General features: G+C 61.3%; 16 protein-coding genes. 6 read left to right on the plus strand and 10 right to left on the minus strand.

Annotated features, from left to right (window positions below; genetic code table 11):
- The first annotated feature begins 95 nt into the window (after positions 1–95).
- Entirely contained in the window at positions 96–512 is a 417-nt protein-coding gene (locus K1X15_RS10790; protein ID WP_220303617.1) for a YciI family protein, read from the plus strand.
- 370 nt (positions 513–882) lie between these two features.
- On the opposite strand, the gene K1X15_RS10795 is transcribed toward K1X15_RS10790, so the two are convergent.
- From K1X15_RS10795 to K1X15_RS10825, 7 genes are all read right to left on the minus strand, one after another.
- Entirely contained in the window at positions 883–1,860 is a 978-nt protein-coding gene (locus K1X15_RS10795) for an ABC transporter permease (protein WP_220303618.1), read from the minus strand.
- Positions 1,857–2,858, minus strand: a complete 1,002-nt coding sequence (locus K1X15_RS10800) for an ABC transporter permease (protein WP_220303619.1) — start codon at positions 2,856–2,858, stop codon at positions 1,857–1,859. Before K1X15_RS10800 ends, K1X15_RS10795 begins: the two co-directional genes overlap by 4 nt.
- Positions 2,855–4,366, minus strand: a complete 1,512-nt coding sequence (locus K1X15_RS10805) for a sugar ABC transporter ATP-binding protein (protein WP_220307507.1) — start codon at positions 4,364–4,366, stop codon at positions 2,855–2,857. Before K1X15_RS10805 ends, K1X15_RS10800 begins: the two co-directional genes overlap by 4 nt.
- Before the next feature lie 88 nt (positions 4,367–4,454).
- Complete coding sequence (locus tag K1X15_RS10810; protein ID WP_220303620.1) at positions 4,455–5,438, minus strand: ABC transporter substrate-binding protein; 984 nt, start codon at positions 5,436–5,438, stop codon at positions 4,455–4,457.
- A gap of 153 nt (positions 5,439–5,591) precedes the next feature.
- The gene (locus K1X15_RS10815) at positions 5,592–6,317 is read right to left on the minus strand and encodes an SDR family oxidoreductase (RefSeq protein ID WP_220303621.1); all 726 of its coding nucleotides are present in this window, start codon (positions 6,315–6,317) and stop codon (positions 5,592–5,594) included.
- Entirely contained in the window at positions 6,307–7,959 is a 1,653-nt protein-coding gene (locus K1X15_RS10820; protein ID WP_220303622.1) for a GMC family oxidoreductase, read from the minus strand. The genes K1X15_RS10815 and K1X15_RS10820 overlap by 11 nt, the downstream gene beginning before the upstream one ends.
- Before the next feature lie 39 nt (positions 7,960–7,998).
- The gene (locus K1X15_RS10825; protein ID WP_240549461.1) at positions 7,999–8,721 is read right to left on the minus strand and encodes an FCD domain-containing protein; all 723 of its coding nucleotides are present in this window, start codon (positions 8,719–8,721) and stop codon (positions 7,999–8,001) included.
- A gap of 193 nt (positions 8,722–8,914) precedes the next feature.
- On the opposite strand from K1X15_RS10825, the gene K1X15_RS10830 reads away from it, so the two are divergent.
- The 4 genes from K1X15_RS10830 to K1X15_RS10845 are packed head-to-tail and all read left to right on the plus strand — an operon-like array spanning position 8,915 to position 13,336.
- On the plus strand, positions 8,915–10,393 hold the full coding sequence (locus tag K1X15_RS10830) for an aldehyde dehydrogenase family protein (protein ID WP_220303624.1): 1,479 nt from the start codon (positions 8,915–8,917) through the stop codon (positions 10,391–10,393).
- Between the two features lie 7 nt (positions 10,394–10,400).
- A complete protein-coding gene (locus tag K1X15_RS10835; RefSeq protein WP_220303625.1) occupies positions 10,401–11,510 on the plus strand; it encodes a mandelate racemase/muconate lactonizing enzyme family protein in 1,110 nt (369 codons plus the stop codon).
- Between the two features lie 21 nt (positions 11,511–11,531).
- Positions 11,532–12,572: a zinc-dependent alcohol dehydrogenase gene (locus K1X15_RS10840; RefSeq protein ID WP_240549462.1), complete on the plus strand. Its 1,041-nt coding sequence runs from the start codon at positions 11,532–11,534 to the stop codon at positions 12,570–12,572.
- Positions 12,569–13,336 carry an SDR family oxidoreductase gene (locus K1X15_RS10845; protein WP_276315250.1) on the plus strand — a complete coding sequence of 256 codons (768 nt, stop codon included), beginning with the start codon at positions 12,569–12,571 and terminating at the stop codon, positions 13,334–13,336. Before K1X15_RS10840 ends, K1X15_RS10845 begins: the two co-directional genes overlap by 4 nt.
- A gap of 333 nt (positions 13,337–13,669) precedes the next feature.
- Here the strand turns inward: K1X15_RS10845 and K1X15_RS21270 are convergent, their stop codons facing one another.
- The 3 genes from K1X15_RS21270 to K1X15_RS10860 form a co-directional block, all read right to left on the minus strand.
- Entirely contained in the window at positions 13,670–13,855 is a 186-nt protein-coding gene (locus K1X15_RS21270) for a hypothetical protein (protein WP_240549463.1), read from the minus strand.
- Positions 13,856–14,104: 249 nt separating this feature from the next.
- Positions 14,105–14,821, minus strand: a complete 717-nt coding sequence (locus tag K1X15_RS10855) for a hypothetical protein (protein ID WP_220303626.1) — start codon at positions 14,819–14,821, stop codon at positions 14,105–14,107.
- An 18-nt stretch (positions 14,822–14,839) separates the two neighbouring features.
- Positions 14,840–15,508: a MarR family winged helix-turn-helix transcriptional regulator gene (locus tag K1X15_RS10860; RefSeq protein WP_220303627.1), complete on the minus strand. Its 669-nt coding sequence runs from the start codon at positions 15,506–15,508 to the stop codon at positions 14,840–14,842.
- Between the two features lie 376 nt (positions 15,509–15,884).
- Here K1X15_RS10860 and K1X15_RS10865 point away from each other — a divergent pair, with 376 nt between their 5' ends.
- Entirely contained in the window at positions 15,885–16,625 is a 741-nt protein-coding gene (locus tag K1X15_RS10865) for an NYN domain-containing protein (RefSeq protein WP_220303628.1), read from the plus strand.
- Positions 16,626–16,713: the final 88 nt, after the last annotated feature.

Below are 16,713 nucleotides of genomic sequence, written 5' to 3' on the forward strand. Positions count from 1 at the left end.
ATCCCCACACTGCCCATGGCCCTTTCGCCCGGCTGCGCTGAAGAACTTGACAAAAATCGGCGGTACCTTGTCGAAACCCAACAAGGCGCTTCGTCATGCTCATGAGCAAGCATAAGCTGCTGCTGATCAAAGTGGAGACATCGGACATGCGATATTTCATGAGTATCATCCCGCCCTTAGACCTTAAGCCGGAACAGGTCCCGCAAGGACTGATGGACGCCATGGGACCCTGGATGGAAAGATGTCTCGCCGATGGCACGCTGATCTCGACCGGCGGCCTCAAGCCCGCCAGCGAAGGTATACGCCTGAACGGCCGAACCGGGGGCCTCGCGATTACAGACGGCCCCTTCGCGGAAGCCAAGGAAGTGATCGGCGGCTATGCAGTCCTCGAGGTCCCCGACCTTGAGGCCGCCACGGCCCTCGCGGGAGAATTCCTGCAAATGCATATCGACCATGGCCTCTCCGACATCGTGCTGGAGGTGCGCGAAATCGCCGGCGGCGCCAACTACTAGATCGGCCCGCCTGTGCCGTCGGGAAGCGCCCCCAATTCTGCCGCTCAGGCCTCGCTTCTGACTGCTGAAACCTGACTGTCAGCCAATCCAACGACGGGGATAGGATGGCCATCTCAGCAGGTTGAGCGTGTACTAGCTCAATCGGCTCAGGCATTTCCGACGCCTTGGGTCTGCGCGGTTATAATCGACCGACAACGAAGACTGCGCGGGCCATTTCGGGGCGCGGCAATGGCGTGGTCAGATGAGTCAAAACTTGCTCGCCAGATCTTCCACGCCGTCTTCTTCAGCAAATGGACCAGCATGTAACCCATTGGACTGGAGCCGGTCGGTCTTTCTCCTGGAGCACAGGCGTCTCAAGTGGCTCGAGCTTCTATGACGTCACATACCTGGCTCCCTTGGACATCAACTTTGCCTGGATGATCACCACGATCAGCAGGAAGCCACCGCGGATGACGGATTGCCAGTAGGCAGAGAGGGAAATCCATCCCATACCGTTCTCGAAATTCAGCATGTTGAACAGGATGCCCAGCAGCAGCACGCCCGCCAGGGTCGTGCCGACCGACCCCTTGCCACCGGTCAGCAGGGTGCCGCCCACCACCACGGCGGCGATGGCGAACAATTCCCAGCCAACGCCCTCGATGGGCTGCCCGGCGCCGAATTGGGCAGCCAGAATGACGCCCGCCAGACCGGCCAGACCGCCGCTTGCAAGATAGGTGAGAAACTTGATGCGCCCGGTGCGCAGGCCCATCATGTTCGTGGCATCCTCGTTGCCTCCTATCGCCAGCACCGTGCGTCCAGCGCTGGTGAAGTTGAGGATCACCGATCCCACCACATAGGCCAGCGCCGCAATCACTGCGGGGATCGGCAGGATCCAGAGATTGCCCTGACCCAGGTTCATAAAGCCGGTTTCGTAGGAGATCGATACCGACTGATTGTTGGCCAGCAGCAGAGCCGCGCCACTTGCAGCGAGCATGGTGGCGAGCGTAGCGATAAATGGCATGATGTTGAGCCGGGTCACTAGGGCGCCATTGATCACGCCGACCAGCAAGCCGGCGCCCACGCCTCCCGCTATGCCCGGGATGATGCCGTAGTGGCTGCCGAGCGCCGCAGCGACACTTCCCAGCGCCGCGGCCGAGCCGACCGACAGGTCGATACCGCCAGTCATGATTACAAAGCACATCCCCAGCGCGACGAGCGCGAACATGGAATTGTAGCGCAGCACGCTCATGACGTTGAACATGCCCAAGAAATTTTCGTAGCGCCACCAGCCGAAGGCGATCAGCAGCACAAGCGCAACCACCACACCATAGGTGCCCAGAAGCACGCGCATGTCGACTTTACGTTTCATCGCACCCTCCCCTGCTGCTGCAGCCAAACAGCTCCCGCGATGATCGCCGCCTGCACCATCAGCGCCGCCCCTTCGGGCAATCCGTTGGCCAGAAGCGTGTAGCGCACCAGCTGAATGGTTAGCGCGCCGATTAGCGTGCCGATGACGGTGGCCTTGCCACCAACCAGCAAGGTCCCGCCGACGGCAACCGCCGCAATGGCATCAAGCTCCATGCCCAAGCCAACCAGATTGGCGTCGCTGGCGGAGTTTATGGCGATCACCACCAAGCCGGCGACGCCGGCACAAAAACCGCTTATGGCGTAAACGGCGAGCTTGACCCGATCCACGGGGATTCCCGCCAGGTCGGCCGCTTTTTCGTTGCCGCCCGTCGCCAGGATCTGCCTGCCGAAGACGGTGCGCTGAAGGACCCAGGCCGCAAGAACGATCATCACGACCATGATCATCACCTGGACCGGTATGCCGAACGGGCGGGCAAGGCCAATCCACTGAAACTCCGGGACGCGGAATACCTGAAGATTGCCGTTGGTCAGCACCTGCGCGATGCCACGGCCGGCGATAAACAGCACCAGCGTGGCAATGATGGGCTGAATGCGCATCTTGGCCACTAGCCAGCCGTTGAAGAGCCCAAGCAGCGTCGCCGCCAGCAGTGCAACAGCGATGGCGACGGCAACCGACACACCCATATTGCCTACCGGAAAGATGGTGCCCAGGAAGATCAAGGGCGCCAGCGCACCCGAAATGGCCATGATCGAGCCGACGGAGAGATCGATGCCCCCGGTGCCGATCACCATCGTCATGCCGATGGCGACGATGACGATGGTGCAGACCTGCGTCAAGTTGACGTTGAGCGTCTGCAGCGTCGCGAAGTTACGTGTGAAGAAAAGGTTGAAAACGATCAGCAGCGCCAGCGCAACGAGCGTGCCGTAGCGCGCCAGGAAGTCGAGCGGATCAACAAAGCGCGCCGGCTTGGCCGATGAGGAGGAAACAGTTTCGCTCATGAAGCCACCTGTTCGATCTGATTGGAGTGACCATGGGCCATGGCCTCGAGCACGCGTTCTTCGGTGATGGCCTCACCATCGAGTTCTGCCGCTGTACGGCCCTCTCGCAACACAAAGACGCGGTCGGCCCCTTCGATGATCTCTTCGAGTTCCGAAGAGATCATGAGCACTGCCAGGCCTTCGTCCGCCAGCTTGCGGATCAGCCGCTGGATTTCCCCTTTAGCCCCCACGTCTATGCCGCGGGTCGGTTCATCAAGGATCAACAGGCGTGGATGTGTGGCGAGCCAACGCGCCAGCAGCACCTTTTGCTGGTTGCCCCCCGACAGTTCGCGGATTTTCTGCGCCGGGCCCGAGCATTTGATACCAAGCTGCTTGATGAAGCCATCTACGACTTCACGCTGCTGCCGCTCTGAAATCACGCCCCGTCGGCTGATCCGTGGGAGAAGGGCCAATGTCAGGTTATCGGCAACGCTGAGCTCGGGCACGATGCCTTCGAGCTTGCGATCCTCGGTGACAAAGCCAAGGCCGGCTCCAATAGCATCCTTCGGATTCCGGGGATCATAGACTTGCCCCTCCATTTTCATGTGGCCGGCCTGCGCCCTGTCCATGCCGAACAGCACATGCGCAGTCTCGGTCCGGCCTGCACCGAGGAGGCCGGCAAACCCGACGATCTCCCCACGCTTGACGGCGAAAGAGACGTCGCGCACTGCATTTCCAGCGGCAAGATGCTGCGCCTGCAACACAACTTCGCCCGCGCTTCGTTGCCGCGCGGCGAAGGCGGTGGCGTGACCATCGCTGCGGGCCACGTCACGACCCAGCATCGCGGAGACTAGCTCGAGCTTGTCAATACTGTCCATGTTGGCGACGCGCACGGTCTTGCCGTCGCGCATGATAGTGACTCGATCACAGACTTCGTAGAGTTCGTCGAGCTTGTGGCTGACGAAGACAACCGAAACGCCATCGGCCTTGAGCTGGCGGATCACCCGGAACAGCACCTCCACCTCCTTTTCGTCCAGAGAAGAGGTGGGCTCGTCCATGATGACGAGGCGCGCCGAAAAGCCAATGGCCCGCGCGATGGCCACCATCTGCTGGGTGGCGGTGTTGAAGTCCAACAGCGGACGGCGCACGTCGATGCGGATGCCGAAGGTGGACAGGAGGCGTTCGGCCTCCCGGTGCATGGCGTTCCAGTCGAGAAGGCCGAAGCGGCGATGCTCACGGCCCAGGCAAACGTTTTCCGTAACGGAGCGGAGCGGCACCAGATTGATTTCTTGATAGATCGTGCTGATGCCGCGGGCCTGAGCCTGGTGTGGCGAATGCACTTCGAAGGGCCTTCCGGCAAAACTCACGGTTCCCCCATCGCGGCGATGGTAGCCGGTGAGCACCTTGATCATGGTGGATTTGCCGGCGCCGTTCTGGCCGATCAGCGCATGCACCTCTCCCGGCAAGATTTCGAGCGAAGCACCCGCAAGCGCCGGAATGCCGGCGAAGCGCTTTTCCACGCCGCTCATCGACAACAATGGGGTATCTGCCATGCCTTTGCCTTCACATTGGCGCATCCGCCCGCAAGATGGCGGGCGGATACTGCGTGGATGGGACTTAGTAGGCGGTATCGATGAGGTCCGCAGCGTTTTCTGGCGTATAGATCTGGTCCGGATTGATGATCACCGGCGGAATTTCCTCGCCTGCGGCATAAGCCAAGGCCGTGTCGAACGCCTTGGGTCCGAAGCGCGGGTTGCACTCAACGACGGCCTCGATCTTGCCGTCCACAACCAGCTGCACCGCCTCGCGGCCGCCATCGATGGAGAACACCAGGCAATCGTCCCGGCCGGCCGTGCGACCAGCGGCCTCGAGCGCCGCGATAGCGCCGATCGCCATCTCGTCGTTGTGGGCATAGATCACGTTGGCGTCGGGATGCGCCTGCAGCAGCGTTTCGGCAACTTGCCGGCCGCGGTCGCGGGCGAAGTCGCCCGACTGGGAGGCAACGACCCGATAGTCGGAATGGTCGGCGAGGAATTCCTCGAACCCACGCTTGCGGTCATTGGCAGGAGAGGACCCGGTCGTGCCCTCGAGCTGAATGATGGTCTTCTTGTCCCCGCCCATGCCCACCAGATATTCGGCGATCCGCCGACCTTCCTCGACGAAGTCCGAGCCGATAAAAGTGATGTAGTCCTCGCCGGGCTTGGCAAGGCTCTGATCGACATTGCGGTCGAGCAGGATCACCGGGATGCCGGCCCCCTTGGCTGCCATGATCGCCGGGATAAGCGGCTTCTCTTCGCGAGGGGCGAGAAAAATCAGGTCGACGCCCTGCGCGATCATGGAATTGACGTCAGCTACCTGCTTGGCGGCCGATCCGGCGGCATCGGTATAGACCAACTGCCAGCCCCGCGCCGCCGCCTCGTCCTGCATGGACTTGGTCTGAGCCAAACGCCAGGGATTGTTGCTCTCGGTCTGCGCAAAGCCGACCTTATAGGTTTCCTTCTGCTCGAGCGGCGGCGGCGCGGCAAAGGCGCGCGAAGCCAAGATCGAAGCCGCGGCACTGGCGGCCGAGGCGATTAGTAGACGGCGACGGGTTATTCTCATTTAATGGTTCCTCCCAAATTCCTCGCGCGCTGGCGAGGTGGTTGCAATTAGCTGACGACACTGGTTCGCAATCTCATTGCGGTCCCAGCACTGATCCTGTTCCGGCCTTAGGGCCGGCGGATTCCTCCCTATTGTTCAACCCTCCTTTTTGTCTCAGTTCACCGCAAATCCGGCGTCCACCGGCATGGCCACGCCGTTGATCATTGCCGCCGCATCGCTGAGTAGAAACAGGATCACCGAGGCGACTTCCTCCGGTCGCACGAAGCGCCCCAGCGGCATGCGACGCAGCACTGGCTCGGACTTAACCGGATCGCTCCAGGCCTTGACGGCCATGGGCGTCAGCGTGATGGCGGGATTGACCGCGTTGACGCGGATGCCCTGCCGGCCGAGTTCGTTGGCCATGACCCGTGTCATAGCGTCGAGCGCACCCTTGCTGGCGCAGTAAGCGGCATGATCGGCCCACCCCACCCAGGACGCGTTGCTCGAGACATTGACGATCGCCCCGCCCTGCCCCCGCGAAATCCGGTCTCTGGCATATTCCTGCGCCAGGATCATCGGCGCCTTGAGATTGACCGCCAGCAGGATGTCGAGGCTTGCCACGCTGGCGTCGAGAAAAGGCTCGAGCACGGTCATGCCCGCATTGTTGACCAGATAGTCGCACGGCAACGCCTTATGCGCGGCGACCCGTGTGGCCTGTGCATCAACAAGATCAACCGGGATGACCTCACAGCCGATGTGATCCCGGAGTTCGTGCAGGTCAGCCTCCGTCCGGCTCATGGCGATGACCCGGGCACCTTGTTCGGCCAACATCAGGGCGGTTGCCCGGCCGATGCCCTTGCCGGCACCGGTAACCAGAACGGATTTCCCCTCAAGCGACATGGCTCACCCGCTCCTGGCCCAGCTGCCGCGGAGCGCCCAGAATGAAGCTGGCGCAGCGATCGCCCAGCATCATTGCCGGCGCCGCGGTGTTACCCGAATTGATCGTGGGACATGCCGACATATCGGCGACGCGCAGATTTGCCACGCCGCGTACCCGCATCTGGGCATCGAGCACCGCCAACGGATCGCCGTCCGGCCCCATTCGGCAGGTCCCGGCCGGATGGTAATTGGTCTTGACCATCTTTCTGCAATGGGCCGCCAATGCTTCATCGCTGAGATCTGAAGTATCGGGCCGCAGGACCTTATCCACCCGCTTGCCCAGCGGTCCGTCCTGGAAGGCTTGGAGAAAGAAGCGCTGACCGGCAATCATGGTGGCCATATCGTCCGGATGCTTGAGAAGATGCGGCGACACGATGGGCATATCGGCAGGATCCGCAGAGCGCAGTTTCACAAAGCCTCGCGACTTGGGCTTGGTCACCACGGTGGTGATCGTCACACCATGGGTCGGATCGATCAACTTGAGCAGGTCGCGATCGAGATAAACGAAGGGGACACAGAAGGCCTGGATGCTGGGCTCGCCTTCGGGATCAAGTGGATTGACAAACGCTCCTGCTTCCACCCCCGCCGAGGTGACCACCCCGGTGCCGAACACCTTGAACTGCAGCCCATGCATGATCATGCGCCAGCCATCGGTATGCCCGAAATAGCCGTAGGGTCCGTCGAAATGGGCAAGGATTGGCACTTCGGGGTGGTCGATCAGATTCTGCCCCACGCCCGGTGCATTTATCACCGCTTCGATCCCTTGCTGCCGCAGGTCATCTGCCGGACCGATCCCGGACAACATCAGCAGCTGGGGCGTGACCAGCGCGCCCGAAGCTACGATGATCTCGCTCCGCGCCCACACGGTTCGCTCCCCAGTTCCATCAGCAAAAACGACGCCGGTGGCCCGTTCGTTTTCCACGAGGATCCGCTTCACGGGCGCGTTGAGCCTGACCGTCAGCAGGGGATTGCTCCGGAGCGGCTCGATAAAGGCGTACGCGGCGCTGCTGCGCTTGCCCCGCCGGTTCATGAACTGATAAAAGCCCGCTCCAGTCTGCGAGGACCCGTTGAAATCCGGGTTGAACGGCACACCAAGTCCCTGCATGGTCTGCACGAACCAGCGCGACACATCATCGATATGGCCGGGATCGGAGACAAGGAGCGGGCCGCTGTCGTTGTGGCGTTCGTCGAAGAAGCGGTTGTTGCCTTCCATGTTGCGGAAGTGGGGCAACACATGCTCCCAGTCCCAGCGGACCCCACTGTTGTTGCCGCGCAAAAGCTCGTCCCAGGAGTCGTAGTCGGACGGGCGTCCGCGCATGTAGACTTGGGCATTCACGGAGGTGCCGCCGCCAAGCACGTTGCCCTGGCTTATCTCATGCACGCGCCCGTCCAGATGCTCCTGGGGAGTGGTCGCATGATAGCGCATGAACTTGCTGCCATTGATCATCTTGAAGATGCCCGGGGGCATGTCGAGCAGCGGATGGTGATGCGAGTGCCCGGCTTCCAACAGCAGCACGCGGCGCCCAGCCTCGACAAGCCGCGCGGCCGCGACGCAACCCGAAGCGCCTCCTCCCACGACGATATGATCATATTCGTCAGCCACGTCTCGTCCTCCCACCCAACCTGTTTCTCTTTGCGGAACTCAGGCCGGCTCGAATGTTCCCCGCACGTATTCCCAGGCGGCAGCGAGATGCCCTTTCAGCGCCTCCTCCGCCGCTTCCGCGTCCCGCTCCACGATGCAACGATAGATCTCGCGGTGACTGAGGAAATTGCTCCGGTTTCGCTCAGAGGAGCGATCCATCCGCTCCCAATGAGGGCGCAGCCAGGCGGTGAAGGCACGGTGTATCGAGGGCATTACCGGGTTCCGCGGCAGCTCATAGAGCACCGCGTGAAAGGCCATGTCGCTACGATAGAATTCGGCTGCGTCGGCAATCGCCGCCTCGTTGGCATCCAGCGCCCGCTTGAGCGCAGCGATATCGTCCTTGCGAGCATGAAGCGCCGCGTAGCGTACCAGCGCGGCCTCCATGAAGACCCGCGTATCGTAAAGATTCTTGACCCCGGCCGACTGGCCGAGCAGTTGACCAACCACTCCGCCCAGCGCTGAAAGCGCGGCATCATAGCCGGGGCGGCGCACCACGGGACGAAAGCGCGGACGTGTTTCGACCAAACCCCGTCCGGCCAGACGAACCACCGCTTCGCGGGCGACCGTACGGCTGATGCCGAACCGGGACATCAGTTCGCGTTCGGCAGGCAGGAAGCTGCCATCGGCCAATTCGCCCGCACCGATCATTGCCTCGAGCCGCGTGACCACCGCATCGGCCGCCCGATCCGCGCCGCCCCGACTTGCCTCCGCAAACTGCTCCACTGCACCTACCACCCCGATCGTCTCTCTCACCTCACTGAACCACATTTGCGCCAAAAGGCAATCCCAAAAGCACGTTTGGTCGCTCCAAACTTACGATCAATCTCTTTCCATGGCTATAGGGGTTGACTTTGGTGACGATCCTCAGCTCATTTACCCTCAATTTGGTCGGATCAAATGTCTGCGGAGAGCACCAATGTTGCAGGAGATGTTGTCGGCGCTGACCGGCGCAGGCGCTTATCGTGGCCAGATGTTCATCAATGGGCACTGGACCGACGGCAGCTCCCGCGACGTGTACGAGGTAGAAAACCCCGCCACTGGGCGCATCATCGGCACCATTCCCCAAGGAGGAGCGGACGATGCCGCGGCCGCGGTGGACGCAGCGCAAAGCGCGCAACCTGCCTGGGCGGCGCTGCCGCCATTTGAGCGAGCCAAACTGCTGGTCGCCCTTGCCGATGCGGTGAAAGAACACGCCGGCGTGCTGGCGCGCATCGTGGTCGCCGAACAGGGCAAGCCGCTCAACCAGGCAATGGGCGAAGTGGGGGCCACCGAGACTTTTCTGCGCTATGCGGCCGAAAGCGCGCGCCGCATCGAAGGAGACATCGTTCCTTCCGACAGCGTAAATGAAGAGGTCTGGATCCGCCGCGTTCCGCATGGCGTCGTGGTTGGCCTAACGGCCTGGAATTTTCCCGCTGCCCTGGCTGCCCGAAAATTGGGTCCGGCGCTGGTGGCCGGCAACACCTTTGTGCTCAAAGCCCACGAATTCACGCCCTTTTCGGGCATCGCGCTGGTCCAACTAGCCGACCACATCGGCTTTCCACCCGGGGTGTTCAACGTGGTCACAGGCGCCGGGCGCACCGTCGGCGAAGCCCTCGTGACAAGTCCCGCCTCGGATCTCATAACCATGACAGGCAGCACCCGTGCCGGCCGGGAAATCTACCGCTCCAGCGCCGATCGGATCAAAGTGCTGCGGCTCGAACTGGGTGGCAAAGCACCGTTCATCGTCATGGACGACGCCGATATCGATGCCGCCGTGGAAAGTGCGGTTGTTGCCCGCTTCAGCAATTGCGGGCAAATCTGCACTTGCAACGAGCGCATGTATCTTCATGACGCAATCGCAGGCGAATTCCTCGACAAGTTTTTGGCCCGCACCAGCAGCCTCCGGGTCGGAGATCCACTGAGCAACCCCGACATTGGTCCAAAGATCAGCGGCCCCGAGGTCGACAAGATCGAGGCAATCGTGGAGGACACCCTTGCGGCGGGTGCCGAGGTGCTTCTGCGGGGCGGTCGCCTACGCGATGGCGCCTACGCGAAAGGGCACTGGTATTCGCCGACCGTGCTGAAGGTCCGCGACAACACGGCCCCGGCCATGCAGAAGGAGATCTTCGGACCCGTCGTGCCCGCCATGACAGTCTCAAGCTTCGAGGAAGCGCTGGCGCTGGCCAATGACAGCGAGTACGGCCTTTCTGCCTACGTCTACTCGCAAAACTTTCGCCGACTGATGCAGGCGGCCAGGGATCTGCAATTCGGCGAAATCTACGTCAATCGCACCAGCGGCGAATTGGTCCAGGGCTTCCACAACGGGTGGGGGCAATCCGGGCTTGGCGGAGAAGATGGCAAATATGGCCTCGACGGCTATTTCCGCAAGAAAACCATGTATGTGAACTGGTCGTGAGAGGGCAATGAACAGCAGGATCGAGAGCATTGAGGCGCAGCTCTTCCGCGTGCCGCTGCCCAAGGTGATGTCCGACGCCAAGCATGGCGCTCACACCCATTTTGAGCTCGTTACGGCAACGGTGCGGACGGCCGATGGCCTGGAAGGCGTTGGCTACACCTATACCGGCGGCAAGGGCGGCCGCGCTATCCGCGCCGTGCTTGAGCACGATCTCGCTCCCGCGCTGGTTGGCAAGGACGCAGCCCAAATCGAGGCGCTGTATGACGCGATGTGGTGGCACATTCATTACGTGGGCCGGGGCGGTATCACCAGCTTTGCCATCTCCGCGGTTGATATCGCACTCTGGGATCTTCGCGGCAAGCGCGAGGCCCTGCCGCTCTGGAAATTGGCGGGCGGCACGAGCGCCCGGGCAAAAGTTTATCGTGGCGGCATCGACCTTAACTATACGCTCGACGAACTGCTTGCGAGTATCGAGGGCTACCTCGCCGCCGGCTTCACTGCCGTCAAGATCAAGGTTGGAAAGGATGATCTTGCCGAAGATCAGGAGCGGGTCGCAGCGGTACGCCGGCTGATCGGTCCCAGCATGCCTTTCATGGTTGACGCCAATTACGCGCTCAACGTTCCCCGCGCCATTGCAGCGGCCAGGGCATTCGAGCCCCACGACATTCTCTGGTTTGAAGAGCCCATCATTCCCGATGATTTTCGCGGCTATGGCGAGATCGCCGACGCGACCGGCATGCCGCTTGCCATGGGCGAGAACCTGCACACCATTCACGAATTCGAATACGCCATTGCGCAGTCGAAGCTTTCCTATTTGCAGCCCGATGCATCCAACTGCGGCGGCATCAGCGGCTTCCTGCGTGTTGCCCAGATGAGCCGCACCGCCGGCATTCCCGTTTGCAGCCACGGCATGCAGGAACTCCATGTTAGCCTGGTTGCGGCCCAGCCCAATGCCGGCTGGGTGGAGGCCCACAGCTTCGACATCGACACCTTCACCCACCGCCCTCTGCAATTGAGCGGTGGCCTTGCCGTGGCGCCCGACACACCCGGAACGGGCGTCGAGTTCGATTGGGCCAAACTCAAGCATGCCGCTGCCCAAAGCGCCCCTGGCGAATAGCACAAGGAGAAGCAAGAAACGATGAGCAGTCAGACCGCAATGGCCGCATTCTATGCCGGCCAGAAATCATTCCGCCTCGAAGAAGTGGTCCCCGTTGCTCCCGGCCCGGGCGAGGTGCAGATTGACGTCGCCTATTGCGGTGTATGCGGCACCGACATGCATGTGTTTCATGGCGACATGGACGCGCGGGTCACCACGCACCGGATCATTGGGCACGAGATGTCGGGGGTGATCGCGGCCGTCGGAGCTGGCGTGGAGCACATCCGAACCGGCCAGCGCGTGGTCGTGCGTCCGCTCGATCACTGCGGTGACTGTCCGGCCTGCCGGGCGGGCCACAGCCATATCTGTCACAATCTCAAATTTCTCGGCCTCGATTCCAACGGAGCATTCCAGCAGAAGTGGACCGTGCCGGCTCATACCGTGCATGTGCTGCCGCAAAACCTCGATCTCAAGCTCGCCGCGATGGTCGAACCGCTGGCCGTCGCATGCCATGATGTTCGCCGCGGTCGTATTGCAGCCGGTGAAATCGCCCTCGTGATCGGAGGCGGCCCCATCGGCATGCTAATTGCGTTGGTTGCAGCCCATGCTGGTGCGAATGCGATCGTGGCCGAGATCAACGAGAACCGACTGGCTATTGCCAGGAAACTGGAGCTCGAAACGATCAACCCCAAAGACGGCGCCATAGGCCCAGCCATCATGGCGCGAACGGACGGCCGCGGCGCCGACGTGGTCTTTGAGGTGTCGGGCTCCCAAGCGGGAGTGGAAGCCATGACGGCAGCAGCCGCAGCACGCGGACGCATCGTCATGGTAGCCATCAACAACAAGAGGCCGCCCGTAGACCTCTTTCAGTTCTTCTGGCGAGAGCTCGAAATGCTGGGAGCGCGCGTCTACGAGCCAGAAGACTACAATAGGGCGATCGAACTGCTCGAATCGGGCGCCGTAGATGTTGCTCCCCTGATCACCGACATTCGCGGCCTCGACGAGATCGAACAGGCATTTACAGGCCTTGAAGGCAATTCCAACGCCATGAAGACGTTGATCCAGGTGGGAGCTGGCACTTGAGCATTCTCGATAAGTTCCGCCTAGACGGGCGGACGGCACTGGTCACCGGTTGCAATCGGGGAATCGGATTGGCCATGGCAGTAGCACTCGCAGAAGCGGGGGCCGACATCGTGGGCGTCAGCGCCAGTCTTTCTGCGTCTGGGAGCCTTTGTGAGCAGGAGGTTCGGGCACGCGGCCGGCAGTTCACAGCCTACCACTGCGACTTTTCGGACCGCGCCTCCACACACGCCTTCATCAATACGGCCGCAGCCCAGCACCGCATCGACATTTTGGTCAACAATGCAGGAACTATCAGGCGCGCTCCAGCCGTACAGCATGACGATGTGATCTGGGACGAGGTGCTCGAAACCAATCTCTCGGCGCCCTTCATTCTGGCGCGGGAGTTCGGGCGCCGCATGATCGACAATGGCGGCGGCAAGATCATCTTTACCGCTTCCCTGCTGACCTTCCAGGGCGGCATCAACGTCCCGGGTTATGCCGCAAGCAAGAGCGGCATAGGCCGCATCACGATGGCTCTCGCAAATGAATGGGCCGGCAAGAACATCAACATCAACGCGATCGCACCTGGTTACGTCGCGACGGACAATACTGAGGCCTTGCGCGACGACCCGGTGCGCTCCAATGCCATTCTCAACCGCATTCCAGCTGGGCGGTGGGGCACCGTTGACGATTTTGCCGGCGCAGTTGTCTTCCTTGCGTCCCCCGCCTCTGCCTACATGAATGGCCATACCATAGTTGTCGATGGCGGATGGCTAGGCAGATGACGTCAAGAGAGCCTGGACGTCACGCGATTGCCCTATCGACGGCTGGGCGATGATGCTCAGTCACTCCTGAACGTGCAGTTCCGGCGCGGCGGAGTGTTGGGGGCAAGGGCATGATCGACCTCTTGGGGGAAAGTGACCCGGACCGCAAGGTGCGGGGCCTGTGAGCGTGGCGGCGCGCGTAAGCTCGACGCCGGGGAAGTTAAGCGGCACGTCGAGGGTGACATTGATGTATTTGGTGGACAGGTTGGGCGACGTTTGCATGACCTCGACGATCTCGCCTTGGTTGAACCAGCAATCGCCGGCTCTTTCGCTTCACCAGCGTCGACGCCCCGCTTAGCGATCAGTGCGACAGCGAAGTTCAGCGCTACTGCTGGTGCGCGGATCGCTGGAGCGGCCGGCTTGTGCCTCGGTCATCTCCACGGCGGTGGCGCTAGCATTTTTGACCAAGCCGGTATGGGCGGCCAGGCAAAGGTTGCCGCTGTTGCGATCGGCGATGGCCACGGCGATCTGCTCGCCCAACTTCGTCCCAGAATGCCGCCGCCTGCGGCAGCGAAGGAACCCCACATGTTGGCCAGGGCGGCAGGCGAATTGCCGGCAGCCGATTGGCAATCACAACGAATGCAAACTTGATCTCTCGAAAGTTCTGCTCGACCGAGCCGGTTGCGTCGGTGGGGGCGATAGTTAATTCTGCTCATGTTTCTTCTCTTCGTGCCTGGAGGGTGGAAACGTGCCGGTTCGTCGATGGCAGTCGACGAACCGGCCGCTCGGCTAGTGACTGGCACTGACCTTTCCGGGGAGGCTCAGGTCACCCGAGGCGACCTTGAACACGTTGTCCACGCAGAGCAGCGGTGCATGGAGCTTTCCATTCACCTTAAGGCCTGCCGTGACGCCGTCGAAACTTGCATCCGCAATGCCGCTGATCAACTCAAGTGGGATCGTCACTTGCACCGTCTCACCGGTAAAGTTCGTCGGATATTCCGGGCTATCTATCAGCAGCGGTACGTTGGGCCAGGTTTGCGGCACCTTGGGGGTGGCGCCTTCGGGAATATCATTGACCTTGAGGCCGCCGGGGCAAGCGGCGTCTTCACTTAAAACGACCCAGTGCGGATGCCACACGTGGCGGTTGGCGCCGCCATAGGCAGCGTCATCGAAATCGGGATGGAAGGTCACGGCAAGGGCGACAATGCCCTGGTTCGCATCAAAACCGATGTCGCCGCTGTTGAGGCTGGTGGGCCAGACATAAGCGTAAACGCTGGAGCCTTCGAACTTGCCGGCGGCATCAGGCCTGTCGATGCCCGCCTCACCACGCACGCGTGTGGTGAAGACGGCATTCTCGTCCTTGATCACAATGGTAGTTTCGATGATGTCGAACGAGGCCATAGCGGCCTCTGACGGTTCGGTATGGATACCAGTACCATCTGCCAAGCTCGGCGCAGACGGAAGGATTGCCAGCAGCGTCGCTGCCAGGAGAGGTAGACGGGTCATAGTGAGATTTCCTTTTCTTCAGAGACCTGGAGGGTTGAGAGGCTGATCCTTTTGGAACTCGGCCCAGGTGGCAGCCCGGTACGAAGGATCAGCAGTTTCGTGTTCGCGGCAATCGACCCGCAATTCATGCTGGCCAAAGGCTGCGTCCACGAAAGAGCAGTGATGCGGTTGCGCCGCATCCGCATGAGCGTACGGCCGGAAATAGCGACAGCTGACGCACATGCGCTGAACAGGGATGACGCCGGTCTCCTGCAGGTGCCGGATCATGGTGACGAGCGAGACAAGCAGATCCTCCTGCTGCCGCGCATCCAAAGAGCGGGCCGCCCGTTCGGCAACACTGCGCGTTGCATGGGCGGCAGTCAGAGAAGCCTGGCCATGGTCTGTCAACATGATGCGAACGGAGCGCCGGTCTTGGGGCGCGGGGGACCTGATCAGGTAGCCCTTGCGCTCCAGTGCCGCGATGGAGTCGGTGGCCGAAGGCTGGGAGACACCAAGCTGCAGGGCAATGTCCCGAACGCTCATGCCCATGGCGCGCCCTTCAAGAACGGCCATGATGGCGAACTGGGTTGGGTTTACGCCGGCAGCGCGCGCGCTGACCCAGTCATCGGCACGAAGCGCTGTTGCGACCCGTTCCAGGCCTTCATGAATGCGCAGGGGCAGCGATTTGGGTACAGTTGGCGTTTCCATGCACCCTTCATATAGGAGTCCTATATAGTTGCAAGGTCGTTTCTTGTGTTAACTTCCTGGCGAGGTCGTTTGTGGTCCCGTCGAAGACGCACGGAATTGCCGACGTTGACGCTGCAATCGGGGGAAGCCGTGCGGAGCTGCCGGTCCGGTTCCTACCCCCATTTTTTGACATCGAGCGAACCTTCAGCTTTCGGCAAATCGAAAGCGGTGAATGGCCGCGATGGGTCGGACCTGCCGACCGACAACGCGCCCATTTCAGTCATTGAAGCCGGCGGGGTGACCTACCCAGAAGCAGACGCAGGTCGACCACTCTATCAGCCCTTGACCGCTTGACCCCGAGCCCTGTCATATTGAACGGTCGCTTACGGATATGCTCATGCCTGACATTCGTTCCCCTCGTCTCGCCGTCCTGATCGATGCCGACAATGCCTCTGCTCGAATTGCCGATGGCCTGTTCGAAGAAATAGCCAAGATCGGCGAGGCCAGTGTCCGCCGAATCTATGGGGACTTTTCTAGTTCGCGGTCGAAGGCTTGGGCTGATGTGTTGGCGAAGCACGCAATCATTCCACAGCAGCAGTTCGCCTACACAACGGGTAAGAACGCTTCCGACATCACGCTGGTGATCGACGCTATGGACCTCCTGCACAGCGGGAGGTTTGATGGATTTTGCCTCGTGTCATCCGACAGTGACTTCACACGATTAGCCGCTCGAATTCGAGAGCAGGGTATTGATGTCTTTGGGTTCGGCGAGCAGAAAACGCCGGAAAGTTTCCGACAAGCCTGTCGCCGCTTCGTCTACACCGAGAACCTTTTGCCAGAGGCCGCAGCAAACGTGGAGGACGCGGGAGCTAAGGCTGCTCCACTTCAACCGCCTGCGGATGCCGTGCCGATTCTTTTGCGGGTCCTGGAGCAAATGGACACTGAAGACGGCTGGATACCGCTTGGCGCGGTCGGCAATCAACTTGCCAATTTGGCTCCTGACTTTGACCCACGCACTTACGGCTTCCGGAAGCTTAGCGACTTGGTACGTCGAACCGAAGCGTTCGAACTCGATCAACCCGAAGGCCGCGCCCTTCGCATACGGGCCAAATCGCAGCAGAAAAGGCGGCGTAGCTAGGTAGCTGTCGAGCATTGCCGGTACGGCGCCCATGTCGGCCGTTCAGCCTGCCATTGTGATTCCCTGGAAGCGGATATTGTCTTTCCGC

This window comes from Devosia salina (assembly GCF_019504385.1).
GTDB lineage: Bacteria > Pseudomonadota > Alphaproteobacteria > Rhizobiales > Devosiaceae > Devosia > Devosia salina.

Coding starts and splice junctions, on each gene's coding strand:
- K1X15_RS10790 (WP_220303617.1), top strand. CDS start 96: ATGCTCATGAGCAAGCATAAGCTGCTGCTGATCAAAGTGGAGACATCG.
- K1X15_RS10795 (WP_220303618.1), bottom strand. CDS start 1,860: ATGAAACGTAAAGTCGACATGCGCGTGCTTCTGGGCACCTATGGTGTG.
- K1X15_RS10800 (WP_220303619.1), bottom strand. CDS start 2,858: ATGAGCGAAACTGTTTCCTCCTCATCGGCCAAGCCGGCGCGCTTTGTT.
- K1X15_RS10805 (WP_220307507.1), bottom strand. CDS start 4,366: ATGAGCGGCGTGGAAAAGCGCTTCGCCGGCATTCCGGCGCTTGCGGGT.
- K1X15_RS10810 (WP_220303620.1), bottom strand. CDS start 5,438: ATGAGAATAACCCGTCGCCGTCTACTAATCGCCTCGGCCGCCAGTGCC.
- K1X15_RS10815 (WP_220303621.1), bottom strand. CDS start 6,317: ATGTCGCTTGAGGGGAAATCCGTTCTGGTTACCGGTGCCGGCAAGGGC.
- K1X15_RS10830 (WP_220303624.1), top strand. CDS start 8,915: ATGTTGCAGGAGATGTTGTCGGCGCTGACCGGCGCAGGCGCTTATCGT.
- K1X15_RS10835 (WP_220303625.1), top strand. CDS start 10,401: ATGAACAGCAGGATCGAGAGCATTGAGGCGCAGCTCTTCCGCGTGCCG.
- K1X15_RS10840 (WP_240549462.1), top strand. CDS start 11,532: ATGAGCAGTCAGACCGCAATGGCCGCATTCTATGCCGGCCAGAAATCA.
- K1X15_RS10855 (WP_220303626.1), bottom strand. CDS start 14,821: ATGACCCGTCTACCTCTCCTGGCAGCGACGCTGCTGGCAATCCTTCCG.
- K1X15_RS10860 (WP_220303627.1), bottom strand. CDS start 15,508: ATGGAAACGCCAACTGTACCCAAATCGCTGCCCCTGCGCATTCATGAA.
- K1X15_RS10865 (WP_220303628.1), top strand. CDS start 15,885: ATGCCTGACATTCGTTCCCCTCGTCTCGCCGTCCTGATCGATGCCGAC.